The sequence below is a fragment of the Marinifilum sp. N1E240 genome (assembly GCF_009295825.1).
GTDB lineage: Bacteria > Bacteroidota > Bacteroidia > Bacteroidales > Marinifilaceae > Marinifilum_A > Marinifilum_A sediminis.
Map to the genome: position 1 here is coordinate 54,138 of NZ_WHKF01000006.1, position 16,455 is coordinate 70,592.

The following is a 16,455-nucleotide window of genomic DNA, read 5'->3' on the forward strand; positions in this document are numbered from 1 at the left end:
CAGTAATATTGATACTATTAGAATAGTAATAACTTTGAATAATACTGGGTTTGGTATTTTTTATCCAACAAAATCAATCCAAGTATTACAAAGTATAAACCTTTTAGATACTCATAACGAAGAAAAACATTTGAGTACATAATAGTATCAATAAAAAATACGATGGTAAGAACTAAAAATGAGAGATAAATGGGATTGCTTTCGTGCCTATTTTTAACATAAGCAAATAGTCTCATAAAGAAACACAAATAAAGTATTGTTCCCAATAACCCAACCTGTAATAATAACCACACAAATCCCATTCTTCCACCATATCGTACACCGTATTCACTACTCATCGAACCATCCTGACTATTAAACTTCGATTCTATTAGTTTACCAGCTCCATCACCAAATATCATTTTATTAGGTGGCGCTTCGAGAGTGTAATTGATAAAATAAATCAAAGCACCTTTTCGCCTCATCTGATACTTGTTGTTTGATTCTGAACTTGTGTATCGTTCAATATAGCTAACAATGTATGGAACATTAAAACTTCCCCAATTACTATTTTCTGGATTTAATGTTTTATTGGTTCGGGCTGTGAAATAAAATATTGCAATACATAATCCTACCAACAAAATTAGTTTATTAGTAAGACCTTTCATAAAATATCTCTTCTCGAGTTTAATAAATAATACTCCACAAATGAGTAGTACCAATGGAATAAATAGAATAATTGCTCTCTTATCCCCAACAATACCAATTAAGCTGAAGCAAGCTATAAGAACCAGGTATTTTAACTTTCTTTTATACAAGTAAATCGAAAACAAAATGGCTATAATAAATATTGGAAATATAGTTGAAACACTTCCTGCATTAACCGACAAAGTTCCGATTCCTCCATGTTCCGATTGTCCAATCAACAAATACTTAACGATTATTGCTGGCACCTGTAGAAGAATCAGCAGTTTTATAAATGAAACCACTCTGGATATTAATAAATTACTATCCTCATTAATTAATACTATAAAATAGGCATATGATAATAGTGTGTAAATTAAAAAATAGGCTAGTGAAAAGGAATCAACTTGATTAAGGTATGAACTTACAACTGCCACTATACCAAAGCCGAATACCCATGCTAAAAATGGAAATTTTAATTGATTTCCCTTAGTAAAAAAAGAGTAAGCAAATAAACCTGCACTTACCAATGGTATTCCAAGCTTGTAGATTCCCGAACTCAATCCAAACAATTGAAAAATTCCGGTTAAAAAAATAAGAATCCAATATGTATAATGGAATACAGTTCTAATCATGCTCTATGATCTGGTTCAGATAAGACTTTAAATTGCCGTTTACTATTCTATCCCATGTATGATTTGACAAACTTTCAATTACCAATGAGTGTTGATAAGACTTTCGCTTCATGTAATATTTTTCCAATGCACGGCAAAAAGACTCAGCAGAATCAGCACATAAAATCCCATTATTCTCATTAATAATGTTTGAATTTTCGTAAGTTGAAGTGCCTATACAAATCATCCCCGCGAGAATATATTCGAACGTTTTTGTGGGTGGTTGAAAATTAAAATATGGCGTAATTGGAATATAACTTACTCCAATATTTGATTCTTTGTAATAGTCGAGAATTTCATTTATATTTTTTCTACCATGGAATTTGACAATCGCACCAAGTTCCTGTCCTTTAATGGAATTATTCAGCAAATCTTCTTCTTGGGGAGTTCCATACCCAAAAATATTATACTCGCAGTGAATCTTTCTACCATACTTTTTATAAAACTGATAAAATCCATCAATGGTTTCATGAATTTTGCGATGATTTAATGTACCAACATACAATAATTTAATTCGATCATAGTTTTTGTTTCCACTCTCCAGTATTTCTGCGCCCAATGGTAAGTAGTGACAATTCTTACTTCTTAATTTCAAATGATTGATCAAACCCTCAGAAATAATTGTAATATAATCAAACACCGATGCTTCCAACCTGAGTCTTAGGTTCTGAAGATAATTCCTTAATCGATTTTCTTTTACCGATCCAGTTCTGATATCAAGTATTATCTTTCTATTGGTAATTAATTTTATTACTGAGCAATACTTATAACTGTATGAAAAAACGATATCATATTCCGATTCTTTAATTTCAGTCAACACTGATAGTAACCAACGTAGATAACGAGTGAACTTATTGCCTTTTAAAGAAGTATACTTTACTTCAACGCCAGATAAAGTAAGCTTTTTAAATTGTTGATCAAAACAAAGAAATGTAATATTGAATTCGTCCTTTAAATATTTGCAATAAAAGTAATAATCCGTAAGGTAGCCGAATTGACTCGGAGAAATAATCAACAATTTTTTCTTTTCCAATATCGTTCCTAATTAACTGTAAAATATAGATTTATTTTAAACCTGAACATCTTTTCAGATACGGTTCCAAATTATTTAAAACAATATTTTTCCATGAATATTTTTCAACGGCTCTCTTTATTGTCGCTGAATCATAATTCCATCTTTTTTCCGCTAGTTCTGATAATCCTTCGGCAAACGACTTGGGAGTGTCCTCAATTAGAATCCCATTGCTATCGTTCACAATTCGTTTCATTTCATCAGTTTTTGTAGCTATTACAGGCATACCATTAATCAAATATTCTAGCGTTTTAAGAGCTGGTTGACACTGATAGCATCGAATCATAGGAACGTAAGCAATACCTATATTTGCATTTACGAAAAAATCTTGTAATTCTTCAATTGTTTTACGTCCATGAAAGAAAACAATATTCGAAAGGTCAAGCTCTTCTATTTTATTTTTGACGTTCTGGATTGTCTCTTTCTCTCCAAATCCAACTATATCATATCTAATTTGTTTTTTCAGAGCATATTTATTTCTAAATAAACTTAATCCCTCTAATGTTTCTTCTATTCTTCTTTTATCTAATGTACCTATGTAAAGAAGTGTGAGGTCATCGAAAGTTTTTGAATCTGACACTCGATTGACTGCTCCAATTGGCAAGCAATCATATTTTTTAATATTGAGTTCCTCTGCCAGACTATGTGTGTTTATTAACTTGTACTTAAAAAATTTAGATTCGAAACGAAGCTTTGCATTTGTTTTTGCTACTTTTTGAGGAACAGTTCCAATTGATCCGGTTCTAATATCCAAAACTAATTTTTGAAATGGCAATAAGAACCTTAATAGAAAAGAAAATCTAAAATAACTTAATAAGGTCACATCAAAACGGTTCGTTAAACAGATTTGTAAAGTCTTCAAGTAAAACGAAATCAAACCCAAATGTTTATTCTTATACGGTTTCAGGTAAATGACGTCAACACCTTTAATACTGACCTTCTCAAAACCTAAATCGCATGACAACACTTTAAGTTTATTATTAATATTTAGGTATTTACAGTAGTAATAATGCTCGGTAATATAACCGAATTGACTACCCATTGTAAGAATTAAGATATTCATAAAAACTGCTTATTTTTTCAATAATTGTGTAGATAAAATTGTTCCTCCAAAGGATTTCATCCTCAGGCATAGACTTTGATTCCTGAAAAAATAGATGATACTTAAAGCACCAATAATCAAAGTAAGAAACAGCGACTTGATTATCCAGTCATAGTCTATCGGTGTAAATCCATTATTTAGGATAAAACTGATCGGCACTAAAAGACTAAGTGCAATTGCACTTCTTTTAAATTTAAAATAGCCTGTAAAAATCTTCTTCACCAATATTGAAATGAGGAAAAATTTAACCAACTCGCCAAATAATTCGCCAATTACAATTCCAATAAGACCAAACCTGATAGAAAGCAAATACATAGTTAAACAACCACAAAAGGTTCCTGTAATAGATGCATAGCTTAAAGCATTATTCTTTTTTCTAATTAGTATACCTGTAGATATTAGATCAGACATTCCATAGAGTATATAGGCTATAGATAAAATTCCTATTAAATACTGACTATCGGCAAACTTTTCTGAGGCAAAAACAATTAATAATTCCTCGCCAAACAGAATCAAAACAACAGCTATTACAGAGGCAATAAAGGCAAAGAAATTGTAAAAATCATTAAACAACGCCTTGCTTTCCTTGTTCTTGTAATTATCAAAAGTATATGGATGCCATGCCATTTTTAAACTATGGGTCAATAGCAACAATGGTAATAATACTTTTGTTGCAATTGCATAGATACCAATCTGACTTAAGGAAAATAGAAAGATAATTAAGATTCGTGCCACATACTTTTGCCCCCATTGAGCAAGAACTACCGGAATTAATGGAACTCCATAAGTCAACATTTCCTTTAAAACAGGAAAGGATATATTTAATGAAACATATTTTTTGGCTTTAAAGAGAGCAATTCCTGCAAATACAATACTGACAACGCATCTACTAATTAAAAGACCAAGCAATCCATATTTAAATATCGCAACAAATATTATCCCTAATAAAGCATTACAGAAAACATAGATAAGATTGAATATCGTATATCCTTTTCTGTTAAATTCAACCCTAAAAACAATAACAGAATATTCCAATACATTCTTAAACATCAGTTCACTTATCGCGATAATAAGAAGAATGCTATGATCTGTTGATTGCAATATTAAATTTGCCAGAGGTTTATTGAATGCAATCAGCACCAATGATAGAATGATACTTCCCGGGATAATTATCCATAGTCCGGAAGAAAACAGATTCCTCTTCTGCTTAGTTTCTTTCTTATCAAAGAAAAGCCTTAAAAAACTACTCTCAAGCTGGAAAGTCGACAAAAATGCCAAAAGAACCATAATTACCGAGAGTATTTCTAGAATTCCAAAATCAGCTTTAGATAGAAATCTGGTATAAATTGGAATGGTGAAAAAGCCTACAAATTTGCTTATTACACCTACTGTTCCATAGGAAAAAAAGTCTTTTAATAAATTGCTTTTCATTAATTAGGTTGGATCCTATTCTTAGAAACTAATTTTAGCTTTTTATAAACTGTAAAAGGTTAATTATTTTAAGAATCACTTGCAATTACTATAGTCTTCTATCTACTAAAGATTTTGGATATATTGCCTTCACATCATATATAACTGCATCATGTCCATTTTTTAATTTCTTCACATCTACTTTCTTGATCTCATCATGTGCTACGGCAGCAACAACCGCATCATATCTATTTCCATTCAAATACGGTATTATATTTAAATTGTACTTCTCTCTCACTTCCATTGGATCAGCTAAAGGATCATAAACGTCTACCGTACAACCAAATTCCTCTAAGTCTCTTATCAAGCCAATTACTTTTGAATTTCTAATGTCAGGACAGTTTTCCTTAAAGGTAACACCCATAACCAAAACTTGAGAACCTGGTATGCGGAATCCTTTTTTTACCATTTCTTTAATCACATTAAAAGCTACAAACGAACCCATTTCGTCATTTAAACGTCTTCCGGCAAGAAGTATTTGAGGATTATATCCAACTTCGAGCGCTTTATGTGCCAGATAGTAAGGATCAACACCAATACAGTGTCCTCCAACTAAACCTGGTTTAAATGGTAGAAAATTCCATTTTGTTGACGCAGCTTCTAGAATTTCATTTGTATCTATTTCTAAACGATTGAAAATAACAGCAAGTTCATTTACAAATGCAATATTAATATCTCTCTGTGCATTTTCAATCACTTTTGCAGCTTCTGCCACCCGAATTGACGATGCCCTAAAGGTTCCAGCAGGAATAATCGATTGATACAAATTATCAACAAAATCTCGAATTTTTGGAGTAGAACCGGATGTTATTTTCTTTATCGTTGTTAATGTATGTACCTTATCTCCAGGATTTATTCTTTCAGGAGAATAACCACAGAAAAAGTCTTTATTGAACTTTAATCCGCTGTAGCGTTCCAAAACCGGGACACAATCTTCTTCAGTTGCTCCTGGATATACAGTAGACTCGTAAATAACCACATCACCTTTCTTTAGGACTTTTGAAATGCTAATTGAGGCATTGATCAAAGGACTTAAATCGGGATGTTTGTTTTTATTTAATGGAGTGGGTACAGTAACAATAAAAACATTACAATGTTCCAGATCTTTAGTGTTATCGGAAAGTTCCAAAAACTTTGAAGAAGTTATTTTATCTCCACCAAAGTCTTTTCTCCAATCTTTCCCTTTTTTAAGATCATTCACTCGTTTTGAGTTGATATCATATCCCAATGTAGGATACCTCTTCCCAAACTCAATTGCCAAAGGCAAGCCAACATATCCTAATCCCAGAATTGCAATTTTTATCTCTTTCATAATAACTCCGTCCTCCTCTAATCAAAAAAAACCTTAGTTGCCTATACTCAAATTCGGTTGTTCAAACTATCACTTCGTATTTCTGTTTTTACATTATTTATGTGCACCTGCACATTATCATTTATCGGTTTCTTTATTTCTTGTAAATCACGCAATTGATAAATTCTTTCAATAATATCAACCACTTTTAGTCCTTCAAGAGCATTAGTGGCAATTGAACCATTATTTTGCAGTTTGTTTACTACATTTCCTATTACATAATGGTGATTCTGAGCCGAACCTTTGTAGTTTCCGTAATCAATTGGTGGATTTGATGGTTTTAGTTCAGGCATTGCGTAATTATCAATATCACAATACACCACTTCGTTCATATATTGACCGGCAACTTTAACAGTACCCTTCTCACCAATAACAATTACTGAACTTTCCAAATTCTTATTATGAACAGATGTTGAGTAATTTAAACATCCAATACCCCCGTTTACAAACTCGAAACTGACAATTCCTGAATCTTCAAAATCTGTTAAATATCTATGATTAAAATCTTTAAATATTCCATTCACTTTGGTTATATCTCCAAACAACCAATACATGATATCTATAAAGTGTGAAAATTGGGTAAACAAAGTTCCTCCATCTTCCAATTGTTTTCCTCTCCATGAATTCGATTCATAGTAACGATGATCACGGTTCCAGAAGCAATTCATCTGTACAATATAAATATCTCCTAATAAATTTTGATTGATAATATCTTTCAACCAAATAGCAGGAGGTGAATACCTGTTCTGTTTTACAACAAATATGTGTCGTGATACTTCAAGTGATTTGTATAGCATTAATTCAGCTTCCTGTTTACTTAATGCCATTGGTTTTTCACATACCACATGAAATCCTGCCTCCAAGGCATCAATTGCAATTTGAGCATGAAGTCCATTAGGCACACAAATATTTAAAACATCCATTTCCGGATGATTTTCCAGTAACTGTTTATAGTCCCGATAAAAGGAAATTCCTGGTATATAAACATTCAGTTCTTCCAGAGGCAATAAATCACAACAAACCACAACTTTTGCATCTCTATTGTTTCTTATCATTTCTAAATGCCTCTTACCTATATGTCCTAACCCAACAATCCCAAAACGGATTTTCCTCTTCTCCTCCATATCCCTTTAACTTAAAAGTTAGATTTCTATCTTAAAAACTTCATTATTATCTAATTTGTACTGACAGCCACTTTCCACACAGTTAACCAGATCTGTTCCATTAAATAATAACCTATGCCCATATTCACTCATCCAACCTATTTGCTTAGAAGGATTCCCAACAACAAGGGCAAAATTTTTAACGGATTTAGTTACCACTGCCCCAGCACCTACAAATGCATATTTTCCTATTTCAATTCCACAAAGAATTGTTGCATTAGCTCCAATACTGGCTCCTTTTCGTATTATAGTTTTTTGATATACACTCTTTCTAACAATAGCAGATCTGGGATTAATAATATTAGTAAAAACCATTGATGGTCCCAGAAAAACGTCATCCTCACAAATTACACCTGTATAAATAGATACATTGTTCTGAACTTTAGTATTATTCCCTAATTTTACTCCACTAGCAATAAATACATTCTGTCCAATGTTACAATTTTCGCCAATTACGCATTCTTTCATTATATGACTGAAATGCCAAATTTTTGTACCTGATCCTATCATACAACCCGGGTCAATTACAGATGATTCATGTTTATAATAATTCATAACTAATTCTATATTTTCGTCTTAATACCGACTTTACAATGATTATAAGCAGCACTAAAAGCATTGACTACCTTAGTTGCTCCTAACCTATTTATCTCTGTATGCATTGGCAAAGACAGTACAGATTTTGTCAGATTTTCAGTTATGGGTAAACTATTCTTTAAAAATTGCTTAGATAAATAAGCAGCTTGTAAATGAACCGGAACCGGATAATAAACCACACTTGGTACTCCTATTTTATGCATTTCTTTACGCAAGTGATATCGGAATTCTTCAACATTAATATCTCCCGATTGTTCAATTACTATTGTGTATTGATTAAAAACATGTGATGTATAGGATTCTGTAAAAGGAGTTTGTATCCCCATTAAATCCTTTAGTCCATTATTATAAAACTCCGCAACTTTTTGTCTTGCCTTCGTAAATTCATTTAAATATTTCAACTTTACACGTAATACAGCGGCTTGTATACTATCTAATCTAGAGTTACAACCCACTATTTCATGAATGTACTTCACTTTTTGACCGTGATTGGCAATCATTTTAGCACGCTTGGCCAATTGGTCGTCATTAGTAAATAGTGCACCTCCATCACCATAACAGCCTAAATTTTTTGATGGAAAGAATGATGTAGTTCCAAATGTTCCCATACTGCCAGCCATATATGTATTTCCATTAGAATTTGTGTATTTAGCCCCTATTGCTTGGGCAGTATCTTCAATACAATATAAATTGTAATCTTTGACAATTTTCAAAATCTCCTCCATTTGAGCACATTGACCAAACAGATGTACCGGAATAATGACTTTAGTTCGTTGTGAAATTTTCTTGACAAGATCAGGAATACTAATTGTAAATGTTCGGGAATCGACCTCAACAAATACTGGTTTATAGCCTAATAGTCGAATAACTTCTGCACAAGCCACATAAGTAAAAGATGGAACAATTATCTCATCACCTCTATTTAGTTCAAGAGACATAAGTGCAATTTGTAATGCATCAGTTCCATTTGCACATGGAATTACATGTTTTACTTTAAGGTATTTTTCCAATTCATTCGCAAATAAACCTACCTCTATCCCATTAATAAATTCTCCTGAATTTAAAACTGATTGTATTGCGAAATCGATCTCAGATTTAATTCTTATATACTGAGAATTTAAATCCACAAATTTTACATCATTTTTCATATAGATATTATAAAATGAGACATAAATCAACGCATCATCTACAAAATGACGTTTTATAATTTAAGATTTAGAAAAGGGTAATGGGAGGAAAATAATAGAACAAGTCCCATTTTGAACTGAAGTAAGGGCACAACTTCGTTTCCTCAGTCACATAATTGGGATTTACGTGATAAGTGGATTTTGTTTTATTGGGGCAAATAAAACATGATATTAATTGTATAGTTACGAAATGTTACAAAAACACTCTTGCTATTGTACAATAATATAAAAACCTAGATAATACGAACAGTTATAAAAGGGACGTATTATAAGAGCGAGTAATACAATTTCAAACCATTTTAAATAAAAATCAAGCTTGGATCGCATGAATCTTTTTTTTTGACAAGTTTCTTTTATGAATTAAGAGTTTATCTGGATTAACACATGATTCAGATCCATAAGAAAAATTAAACAAATTAGCTAAATATAAGGCCGTTACTAGCTTTATTTGTTACAAATCTTAAAAGATATTGTTTAAAGCTAGTAAGTGGTTATCGTTTAATTTGCTAGTAGTCTTAAATTTTTATAATCTAATAAATACTCATAACTTAAGAATTCTTATTCATTTTTTTATTTTGAACAATGCATAAACACGGATTTTTAATAACTGCTTATAAAGATCCAACTCAATTAGAGAAGTTAATTGAGTCACTGGATTGTGAATACTCATATTTTTATATTCATATTGACAAAAAAAGTAATCTTTCCAATCATAAAACAATTGTCAATTTAAAAGCAAAATATAATGTTAGTATTCTTGAAAATTCCATATGCGTTAATTGGGGAGGGTTTTCTCACTTGGAAGCAATACTTGAACTTATTAAAGAATGCTATAGTATTCCTGAAATAAGTTATTTTCATTGTTTGAGTGGTCAATGTTATCCTATAAAGTCAATTGAGGAAATTTGTTCATTTTTTGAAATAAACAACAATTCTGAGTATATAGAGTATTACAAAATGCCAACAAATAAATTATTTGATGGTGGCATGAGTCGAGTTCATTACTATAGACCCAATGATTTACTAAACGAAAAAGGGAGCTTTTGGGAAAGAAAAATCTACACTCTAATAGTTAAATCTCAACGCTTATTTAGTATTGTTATTCCCTACTCAAAAAAATTTCCCCCGCTTTACTGGGGAAGTACATGGTGGTCTTTAAGCAGAAACAGTATTGCATATATCTTGAACTACATTGGTAAGAATCGATCATTCTTAAAACGCTTCCATCATACCTTTTGCGCGGAGGAAATGTTTTTTCAAACCATACTTCTTAACTCTAAGTTCAAAAATAGAATTGTAAATAGTAATCTTAGACACATTGATTGGGAGTATAAAAATGGCAACTCTCCTGCCATTCTTGATGAATCAGACTTTAAGGCTATAGTAAAAAGCAAGCATTTGTTTGCACGTAAATTTGATTCTGAAATTAGTAGTAATTTGATTCTAAAATTAGAAGAATATATCGAAGCAATAAATAGCTGAACATAGTAAAGAAATTAAGCACAATTATATTAGTATGTCAAAACTAAAAGAAGCTGCCGATAAAAATCGACAACTTCTTTTAGTTATATTTTAATTTAGCATTTTCTGTCTATATATATTAAATTTCATCAGCACCAACATTCTGACTCGATTTAGATCTGTTATTACCATCAAAATCAATATCTGGGCAATCCTTAGCCTCCACATTAAATTTCGACGCATCAGAAGAAGCAGAAATATGTAGATTTCGTGCTTGAAAGTCAACAAAACCAACATCATCAGTATCAAGCAAATTATAAGCCTCATATTCAGCCGGATGTTGAGGTGATACAAACAAACAATTTTCCGAGTCTTTAGTATTAATTAAAATGTTACCATAAATCTCAAAGTTTGCTTCCATATAATAACCAGAATCCACCCATAGAGTTTTTTCATCATTACTACTTACAATAGTGTTAAATCTAATTATAGCTTCACCAATATGAGACTCGTTCGGTCCTCCCATGATATGAATACCCTTTCGATCATTATCGTAAATAATATTGTTCTCAATTAGTAAACTACCATTAAAACCAGGATGATCACAAGAATAATCAATTCCAGATCCAGTAACATTATAAATTTTATTTCTACTAAGAGTTCCGTATGTTCTGGATGTTATACCTGCCGCTGCACCCTCCCCAATATCGTAAATCGTATTGCCTTCAACGTGAAAACCTTCTCCAATCAAGTATACTCCATGTGGTCCTTTTTCTGGATCTAAGGCTGTGCGATAGATTTTATTATTTAAAATCTGAACGTTAACATGCCCTTCTTGAGTAAGTATCCCACAATTGTCAATATCATAAATTTCATTGCCCTCAACTCTAATATTATTGGATGTTCTTGTAGTTGCAAATCTAACTGCATTACCTGTAATATTTCTAAATGTACATCCTTCCACTATTACCTCGTCAACATCACCTAAGATTAGTCCTTCACCGGTAATATTCTCAAACGTACAGTTTCTAATTACCAGACTATCATATTCATGACCATAATAAGTAACAGTTTCTGTAAAAGTCATATTCTCTATTACAGTTCTGTTTTCATCTCCAGTTTCACCATCATTATTATTGGAATCATCATCCCCTCCTTCATCCTTCTCACCATCAGAATCTTCCCCGTTGTTATCATCATCTCCAGGCTCTACGATCTCAGGAGAGTTTGTATCTTCAACAAACTCATCATCGCAACTTGCGAATGAAAACCACATTGCCAATATCATTACAACCATACTCACTTTTCCAACTATTCTCATTGATATTCTATTTAAAGATAATTATTTCTTATTTAAATTTTACACAAAGAATTCTCTGTCTATACCATAAATTATGGCATGAATGTGAACTTTGGGATCTGCCATAAAGGCTTAAATCGCACCAATATTCAAGATTCTTATCTATTATTGGGAAATTGTAACGGAATCCGCCATATACTTTTCTCGGAAGGCGAACTGTTCACTAATTTTATTGTGGTTATGGAAAGAAAATTCCTTAGGTTTAAAAAAAATATCAAATACTACTTTGGGTAAATGCTTTTCTTTACTTGTTATCATGCTTATTCAATTAGATGTTTCAACTTCACAATTCTTACAGAGATTTCTATGCCAAAATCCATTCACACAGGGATCTAATCGTTTAATTTTCTTTAACGTTCAAGTTTTCTGAATGTTACAAAAAACACTTATTTCTTACTAAGACCTATTAAAGATTATAGAATCTTTAAATGAGGAAATCATCTACAAAAATTGTAGAAACATTCCTCTTTTTTAACTCTCAGTATATCAATCGGTGACAAAAAAAGAGATTATTTTTAAATAACTTAAATAAAAAATTGTATTTTCTTCTATATTAAAGAATTTTAACATCTAGATTTTGAAAACATGAAAAAGATAGCCCTACTACTATTAATATTTCTTCCTGGATTAATAAGTGCTCAGGATATAAGATTTGGTGTAAAAGGAGGTTTCAATCTTGCTAATTTTCAGGGAGAAAATAACGGTGGACATTATAAATTTGGTGGATATGCAGGTTTATTTGCATCCTATAACTTTACAGATATTATTGGCTTACAAACCGAAGTAATGTATGCACAACAAGGGTTCAGAGATCATATTGATGGTGAATCAGCAACCATCAGTTTAGATTATATTACCGTTCCTCTTCTGGTAAAATTTTCATTACGTAATTACGAGCAATTCAAATTTTTACTTGGACCTCAAGTTGGTTATTTGCTGCGTTCCAAGGAAGATCCTGATGTTTATTCCGATGACAATCCAGTTGCTCAGATCTTACCAAAATCTGATACTTTTGAAGATTTCGACTATGGTGCCGTACTTGGATTGGAATACGAATTTTCTGATCAATTCCTTTTGAATGCAAGATATTATCATGGCTTGGCAGAATTTTTCAATCAGGATAAAGTTGAGTCAGAAGCTCAAAATAGAGTATTTTCTTTAGGTATTGCTTATCGCTTTTAAAAAAATACAATTGTTGGAGATTCTATTGTTGTGATTAAATAAAAATTACTTTACATTTCGAAAAATCCAAAGCATCACATTTTTTTTATGAATATTCCTTATTTAATTCTTTTTTGTTCAGCCCAAATTGTTGGTCTGATCCTAATCTTGCTACGAAAAAAATTTAGAACACTTCCCAACCATATTTTAAAGCTAATTTTTCTCAATATTATATTCCACTACGTTTATTATTACTTCTTTTACAAAGGATTTGTAAATCTAGATTCAAATTGGCCGTTTGTTATTGTTCCGATTGCTACCGTTGCGCCATTGGTGGTATACTACTATGTTATGTCGGTTTTATATGGCAAACTTAAATATACCAAAATCAGTCTTCTTCATACCATACCATTTCTGATTAACGGAATTATCTATATTTTCTATAAGAATTCCGATTTATATAAGAATGTCTATTTGCTAATAGCAAAGAATGTACTTGTCTCACTATATATCATTTATCCATTTTTAATATTAAAGATGATTGGTAACTTTTATAAGATTAAAGGCTATTCTCTTACTATCTTTAATTATAACAAAAAAAGAACAGCTCTAATCAAATTACTTTGTATCATGATGACCATTCATTTCGTGATTTTAGAGCTTAAAACCAACCTTCCTCTGGTAATATCTGGTACAGAACCGACCATGGACATCATCAATATAAGCTTTCTAATGATTTTAGGATATGCAATTAGTTATGTAATTGTTAGTGAACCAAGATCCTTACATCTAAGTACAGAAAAAATAGGTTTAGGCGGTTTCAAGAAATATGACAAATCGAAACTTACACGTAGACTGGCCGAGGAGAATGTAATAAAGATGAATCAGGTCATGGAGAGTGACAATTTATATTTAAATTCTGAACTGAATCTGTCAAGTTTTTCTCAGCAATGCGATATTCCTACTCACGAATTATCTGAAACATTAAACGGATTATTGAATCAAAGTTTTAATGATTACATCAATAATTACAGGGTGGAAGAATTTAAAAGGATCGCACGACTTGAAAAATTTAAAAACTATACCATACTGGCATTGGCATTTGAAGCAGGATTCAAATCAAAAGCTACCTTTAATGCAGCTTTCAAGAAATTCACAGGCAAAACTCCTTCACAATATATAAAAGAATCTGAATAACTGTTTTTCAATTTTTTAAAATGATCTTGCCAAGCCTTAATTAATTGGCAGACGTCCGAAATTATTGGCTCTGTCGCTAAATCAGTGTTTTAACTGCAGTTTTGAACTGGATCAAAAACATTGACGTAATGAGCAAAATCAAAAAACAAGCAAAATTAAATCGAAGGGATTTCTTTAAAATTGGAGGAATTTCAGCTGCAGTGGGAGCATCAGCTTTAACTACTTTACCGCAAAAAACTGCAGCCAAAGAATTAGATAAACGTCTTGTGGATAAAATTGTAACCACTCACGATGATTTTCCTGCTGAAGTACGTGACGATTATGTACCTCCGAGAAATTGGGATCACGTACAGGCACGTTCATTTTTCGTAAATGAAATTAAAGCCATTGGAGAAACTGTAGAGGATGATATCGTAGCAGATGGAAAAGCTTTTGTTGAAAAGATGAATTTTGCCTACGACAATAATAAACCAGGATACAATCAGGCTGATAAAGCCCTGCTTGCAGGTGCCTGGGCCATGAATAATTATGCCGCGGGTCCAAGCCCGGCAGCCATTCCAAACTTTGGAGTTAATTCATGGGAACAACGTGATGAAAAAGTTCAATTCGCACTTTTCGACAACGACTATGTAGTAAAGGAAAAATATAAGTTTAAAAATAAACAGGAAGCAACGAACCAAATCAAACGTGCAGCTAAATTATTTGGTGCCGATTTGGTGGGTATTACCCGAAGAGACAAAAGATGGGATTACAGCAAATTTTTAAATCCAATTCCACCATTATTTAGAAAACCATTATTAGCTCCACCTAGCAAAGAGCAAATGGAAGAACTTCACAATTGGGGGCCTGATAAGTTTGTAACCGATTGGAGTGATTTTCCTTTCGAGCCCAAAACAGTAATTGTAATGGCATTTAATATGGATTACGAAGGAATATCAACCTCACCTTCCTTTATTGGTAGTGCGGCAGCCGGTGCAGGCTATTCTGATATGGCAAAGGTTCCTTACCAATTAGCAGTCTATTTTAAAAATTTAGGTTTCAATGCGGTTTCTGCAGGTAATGATATGGGGTTAAGTGTTCCTTATGCTATTGCGGCAGGATTAGGTGAAGCCTCTCGTTTAGGACAAGCTGTTACCTACAAATACGGACCAAGAGTAAGATTGGCTAAAATTTATACCGATTTTGATTTTGTAGAATACGACAAGCCTAAGTCTTTTGGCGTAATGGATTTCTGTAAAAATTGCATGCGTTGTGCTGATGCCTGTCCTACTAAAGCTATATCATTTGATAAAGAGCCATCGTTCGAACCAACTCACGATAATAAAGACAATGCCTGGTACAATGTTAAGGGTGTTAAGAAATATCATGTAGATGCTAAGAAATGCTTCAAACTTTGGGGAGAACTTGGAGATGATTGTGGTATGTGCATGGCTTCCTGCCCATACAATAAACCGGACTTTTGGCATCACAGGTTAGTCGACAGTATTACAGCAGCTATGCCAGGACCTGTTCATGATTTAATGCGTGAAATGGATGAGCTATTCGGTTATGGAAATGTGGAAGATAAAGAATCAATTAAAAAATTCTATAGTCCCGATGGCAAAAGTTACGATGGGCATTAATTCATCTTACTTTTAGAATTGAAACATTCAAATTTATCACAATTAAAATTCAAACTTATGATATTTACAGGAATAGAAATATTGTTTTTTTCCTTAGGCGTGATCACTACTTTAGCCATAGGACTTATATATTATTACAATCAAAAATTGAAATTTAACATCTCCACATGGATTAGCAGTTGTATTGGAATCTTCTTATTCATTTTTGGAATTGCATGGTCATTTAGTTCTATACTGGAAGGTGAGCCCAGAGCAGCAAGTATGGGATTGATTGTTTTTGTGATTCCCTCATTAATTCTTCTTGTGTTTTCAAGGAAATTGGCATTAAAAAAAGCGGTAAGCAAATAGTTTTTGTTCTAAGAGAATCGAAGTCAT

General features: G+C 32.2%; 14 protein-coding genes. 5 read left to right on the plus strand and 9 right to left on the minus strand.

From position 1 onward, the window contains the following. Positions 1–17 precede the first annotated feature (17 nt). From GCQ56_RS14895 to GCQ56_RS14930, 8 genes are all read right to left on the minus strand, one after another. Positions 18–1,298, minus strand: coding sequence for a hypothetical protein (locus GCQ56_RS14895; RefSeq protein WP_152735326.1), 1,281 nt, complete (start codon positions 1,296–1,298; stop codon positions 18–20). Continuing rightward, positions 1,291–2,370 (minus strand): glycosyltransferase, encoded by a 1,080-nt coding sequence (locus GCQ56_RS14900; RefSeq protein WP_152735327.1) that lies wholly within the window; start codon positions 2,368–2,370, stop codon positions 1,291–1,293. The genes GCQ56_RS14895 and GCQ56_RS14900 overlap by 8 nt, the downstream gene beginning before the upstream one ends. A gap of 31 nt (positions 2,371–2,401) precedes the next feature. Then, complete coding sequence (locus GCQ56_RS14905) at positions 2,402–3,472, minus strand: glycosyltransferase (protein WP_152735328.1); 1,071 nt, start codon at positions 3,470–3,472, stop codon at positions 2,402–2,404. Between the two features lie 9 nt (positions 3,473–3,481). Next, positions 3,482–4,942 carry a lipopolysaccharide biosynthesis protein gene (locus GCQ56_RS14910; RefSeq protein WP_152735329.1) on the minus strand — a complete coding sequence of 487 codons (1,461 nt, stop codon included), beginning with the start codon at positions 4,940–4,942 and terminating at the stop codon, positions 3,482–3,484. A gap of 88 nt (positions 4,943–5,030) precedes the next feature. Next, positions 5,031–6,293, minus strand: a complete 1,263-nt coding sequence (locus tag GCQ56_RS14915; RefSeq protein WP_152735330.1) for a nucleotide sugar dehydrogenase — start codon at positions 6,291–6,293, stop codon at positions 5,031–5,033. A gap of 47 nt (positions 6,294–6,340) precedes the next feature. Beyond that, positions 6,341–7,456, minus strand: coding sequence for a Gfo/Idh/MocA family protein (locus GCQ56_RS14920; RefSeq protein ID WP_152735331.1), 1,116 nt, complete (start codon positions 7,454–7,456; stop codon positions 6,341–6,343). A gap of 18 nt (positions 7,457–7,474) precedes the next feature. Further along, positions 7,475–8,050, minus strand: a complete 576-nt coding sequence (locus tag GCQ56_RS14925) for an acyltransferase (RefSeq protein WP_152735332.1) — start codon at positions 8,048–8,050, stop codon at positions 7,475–7,477. 8 nt (positions 8,051–8,058) lie between these two features. Continuing rightward, positions 8,059–9,240, minus strand: a complete 1,182-nt coding sequence (locus GCQ56_RS14930; RefSeq protein ID WP_152735333.1) for a DegT/DnrJ/EryC1/StrS aminotransferase family protein — start codon at positions 9,238–9,240, stop codon at positions 8,059–8,061. A gap of 621 nt (positions 9,241–9,861) precedes the next feature. Here GCQ56_RS14930 and GCQ56_RS14935 point away from each other — a divergent pair. Continuing rightward, the gene (locus GCQ56_RS14935) at positions 9,862–10,761 is read left to right on the plus strand and encodes a beta-1,6-N-acetylglucosaminyltransferase (RefSeq protein ID WP_152735334.1); all 900 of its coding nucleotides are present in this window, start codon (positions 9,862–9,864) and stop codon (positions 10,759–10,761) included. 118 nt (positions 10,762–10,879) lie between these two features. Here GCQ56_RS14935 and GCQ56_RS14940 read toward each other — a convergent pair whose 3' ends face one another. Next, positions 10,880–12,061, minus strand: a complete 1,182-nt coding sequence (locus tag GCQ56_RS14940) for a right-handed parallel beta-helix repeat-containing protein (RefSeq protein ID WP_152735335.1) — start codon at positions 12,059–12,061, stop codon at positions 10,880–10,882. A 624-nt stretch (positions 12,062–12,685) separates the two neighbouring features. On the opposite strand from GCQ56_RS14940, the gene GCQ56_RS14945 reads away from it, so the two are divergent. The 4 genes from GCQ56_RS14945 (at position 12,686) to GCQ56_RS14960 (ending at position 16,428) form a co-directional block, all read left to right on the plus strand. Continuing rightward, the gene (locus GCQ56_RS14945) at positions 12,686–13,282 is read left to right on the plus strand and encodes a porin family protein (RefSeq protein WP_152735336.1); all 597 of its coding nucleotides are present in this window, start codon (positions 12,686–12,688) and stop codon (positions 13,280–13,282) included. A 330-nt stretch (positions 13,283–13,612) separates the two neighbouring features. Continuing rightward, positions 13,613–14,458 (plus strand): AraC family transcriptional regulator, encoded by an 846-nt coding sequence (locus GCQ56_RS14950; protein WP_193323802.1) that lies wholly within the window; start codon positions 13,613–13,615, stop codon positions 14,456–14,458. Between the two features lie 128 nt (positions 14,459–14,586). Next, entirely contained in the window at positions 14,587–16,080 is a 1,494-nt protein-coding gene (locus GCQ56_RS14955) for a reductive dehalogenase (RefSeq protein ID WP_152735338.1), read from the plus strand. A 57-nt stretch (positions 16,081–16,137) separates the two neighbouring features. Continuing rightward, positions 16,138–16,428 carry a hypothetical protein gene (locus GCQ56_RS14960; protein WP_152735339.1) on the plus strand — a complete coding sequence of 97 codons (291 nt, stop codon included), beginning with the start codon at positions 16,138–16,140 and terminating at the stop codon, positions 16,426–16,428. Positions 16,429–16,455 lie beyond the last annotated feature (27 nt).

Bases quoted from the DNA above. Each gene is read 5' to 3' on its own strand.
- GCQ56_RS14895 (WP_152735326.1), bottom strand. From the start codon at position 1,298: ATGATTAGAACTGTATTCCATTATACATATTGGATTCTTATTTTTTTA.
- GCQ56_RS14905 (WP_152735328.1), bottom strand. From the start codon at position 3,472: ATGAATATCTTAATTCTTACAATGGGTAGTCAATTCGGTTATATTACC.
- GCQ56_RS14910 (WP_152735329.1), bottom strand. From the start codon at position 4,942: ATGAAAAGCAATTTATTAAAAGACTTTTTTTCCTATGGAACAGTAGGT.
- GCQ56_RS14915 (WP_152735330.1), bottom strand. From the start codon at position 6,293: ATGAAAGAGATAAAAATTGCAATTCTGGGATTAGGATATGTTGGCTTG.
- GCQ56_RS14920 (WP_152735331.1), bottom strand. From the start codon at position 7,456: ATGGAGGAGAAGAGGAAAATCCGTTTTGGGATTGTTGGGTTAGGACAT.
- GCQ56_RS14925 (WP_152735332.1), bottom strand. From the start codon at position 8,050: ATGAATTATTATAAACATGAATCATCTGTAATTGACCCGGGTTGTATG.
- GCQ56_RS14930 (WP_152735333.1), bottom strand. From the start codon at position 9,240: ATGAAAAATGATGTAAAATTTGTGGATTTAAATTCTCAGTATATAAGA.
- GCQ56_RS14935 (WP_152735334.1), top strand. From the start codon at position 9,862: ATGCATAAACACGGATTTTTAATAACTGCTTATAAAGATCCAACTCAA.
- GCQ56_RS14940 (WP_152735335.1), bottom strand. From the start codon at position 12,061: ATGAGAATAGTTGGAAAAGTGAGTATGGTTGTAATGATATTGGCAATG.
- GCQ56_RS14945 (WP_152735336.1), top strand. From the start codon at position 12,686: ATGAAAAAGATAGCCCTACTACTATTAATATTTCTTCCTGGATTAATA.
- GCQ56_RS14950 (WP_193323802.1), top strand. From the start codon at position 13,613: ATGTCGGTTTTATATGGCAAACTTAAATATACCAAAATCAGTCTTCTT.
- GCQ56_RS14955 (WP_152735338.1), top strand. From the start codon at position 14,587: ATGAGCAAAATCAAAAAACAAGCAAAATTAAATCGAAGGGATTTCTTT.
- GCQ56_RS14960 (WP_152735339.1), top strand. From the start codon at position 16,138: ATGATATTTACAGGAATAGAAATATTGTTTTTTTCCTTAGGCGTGATC.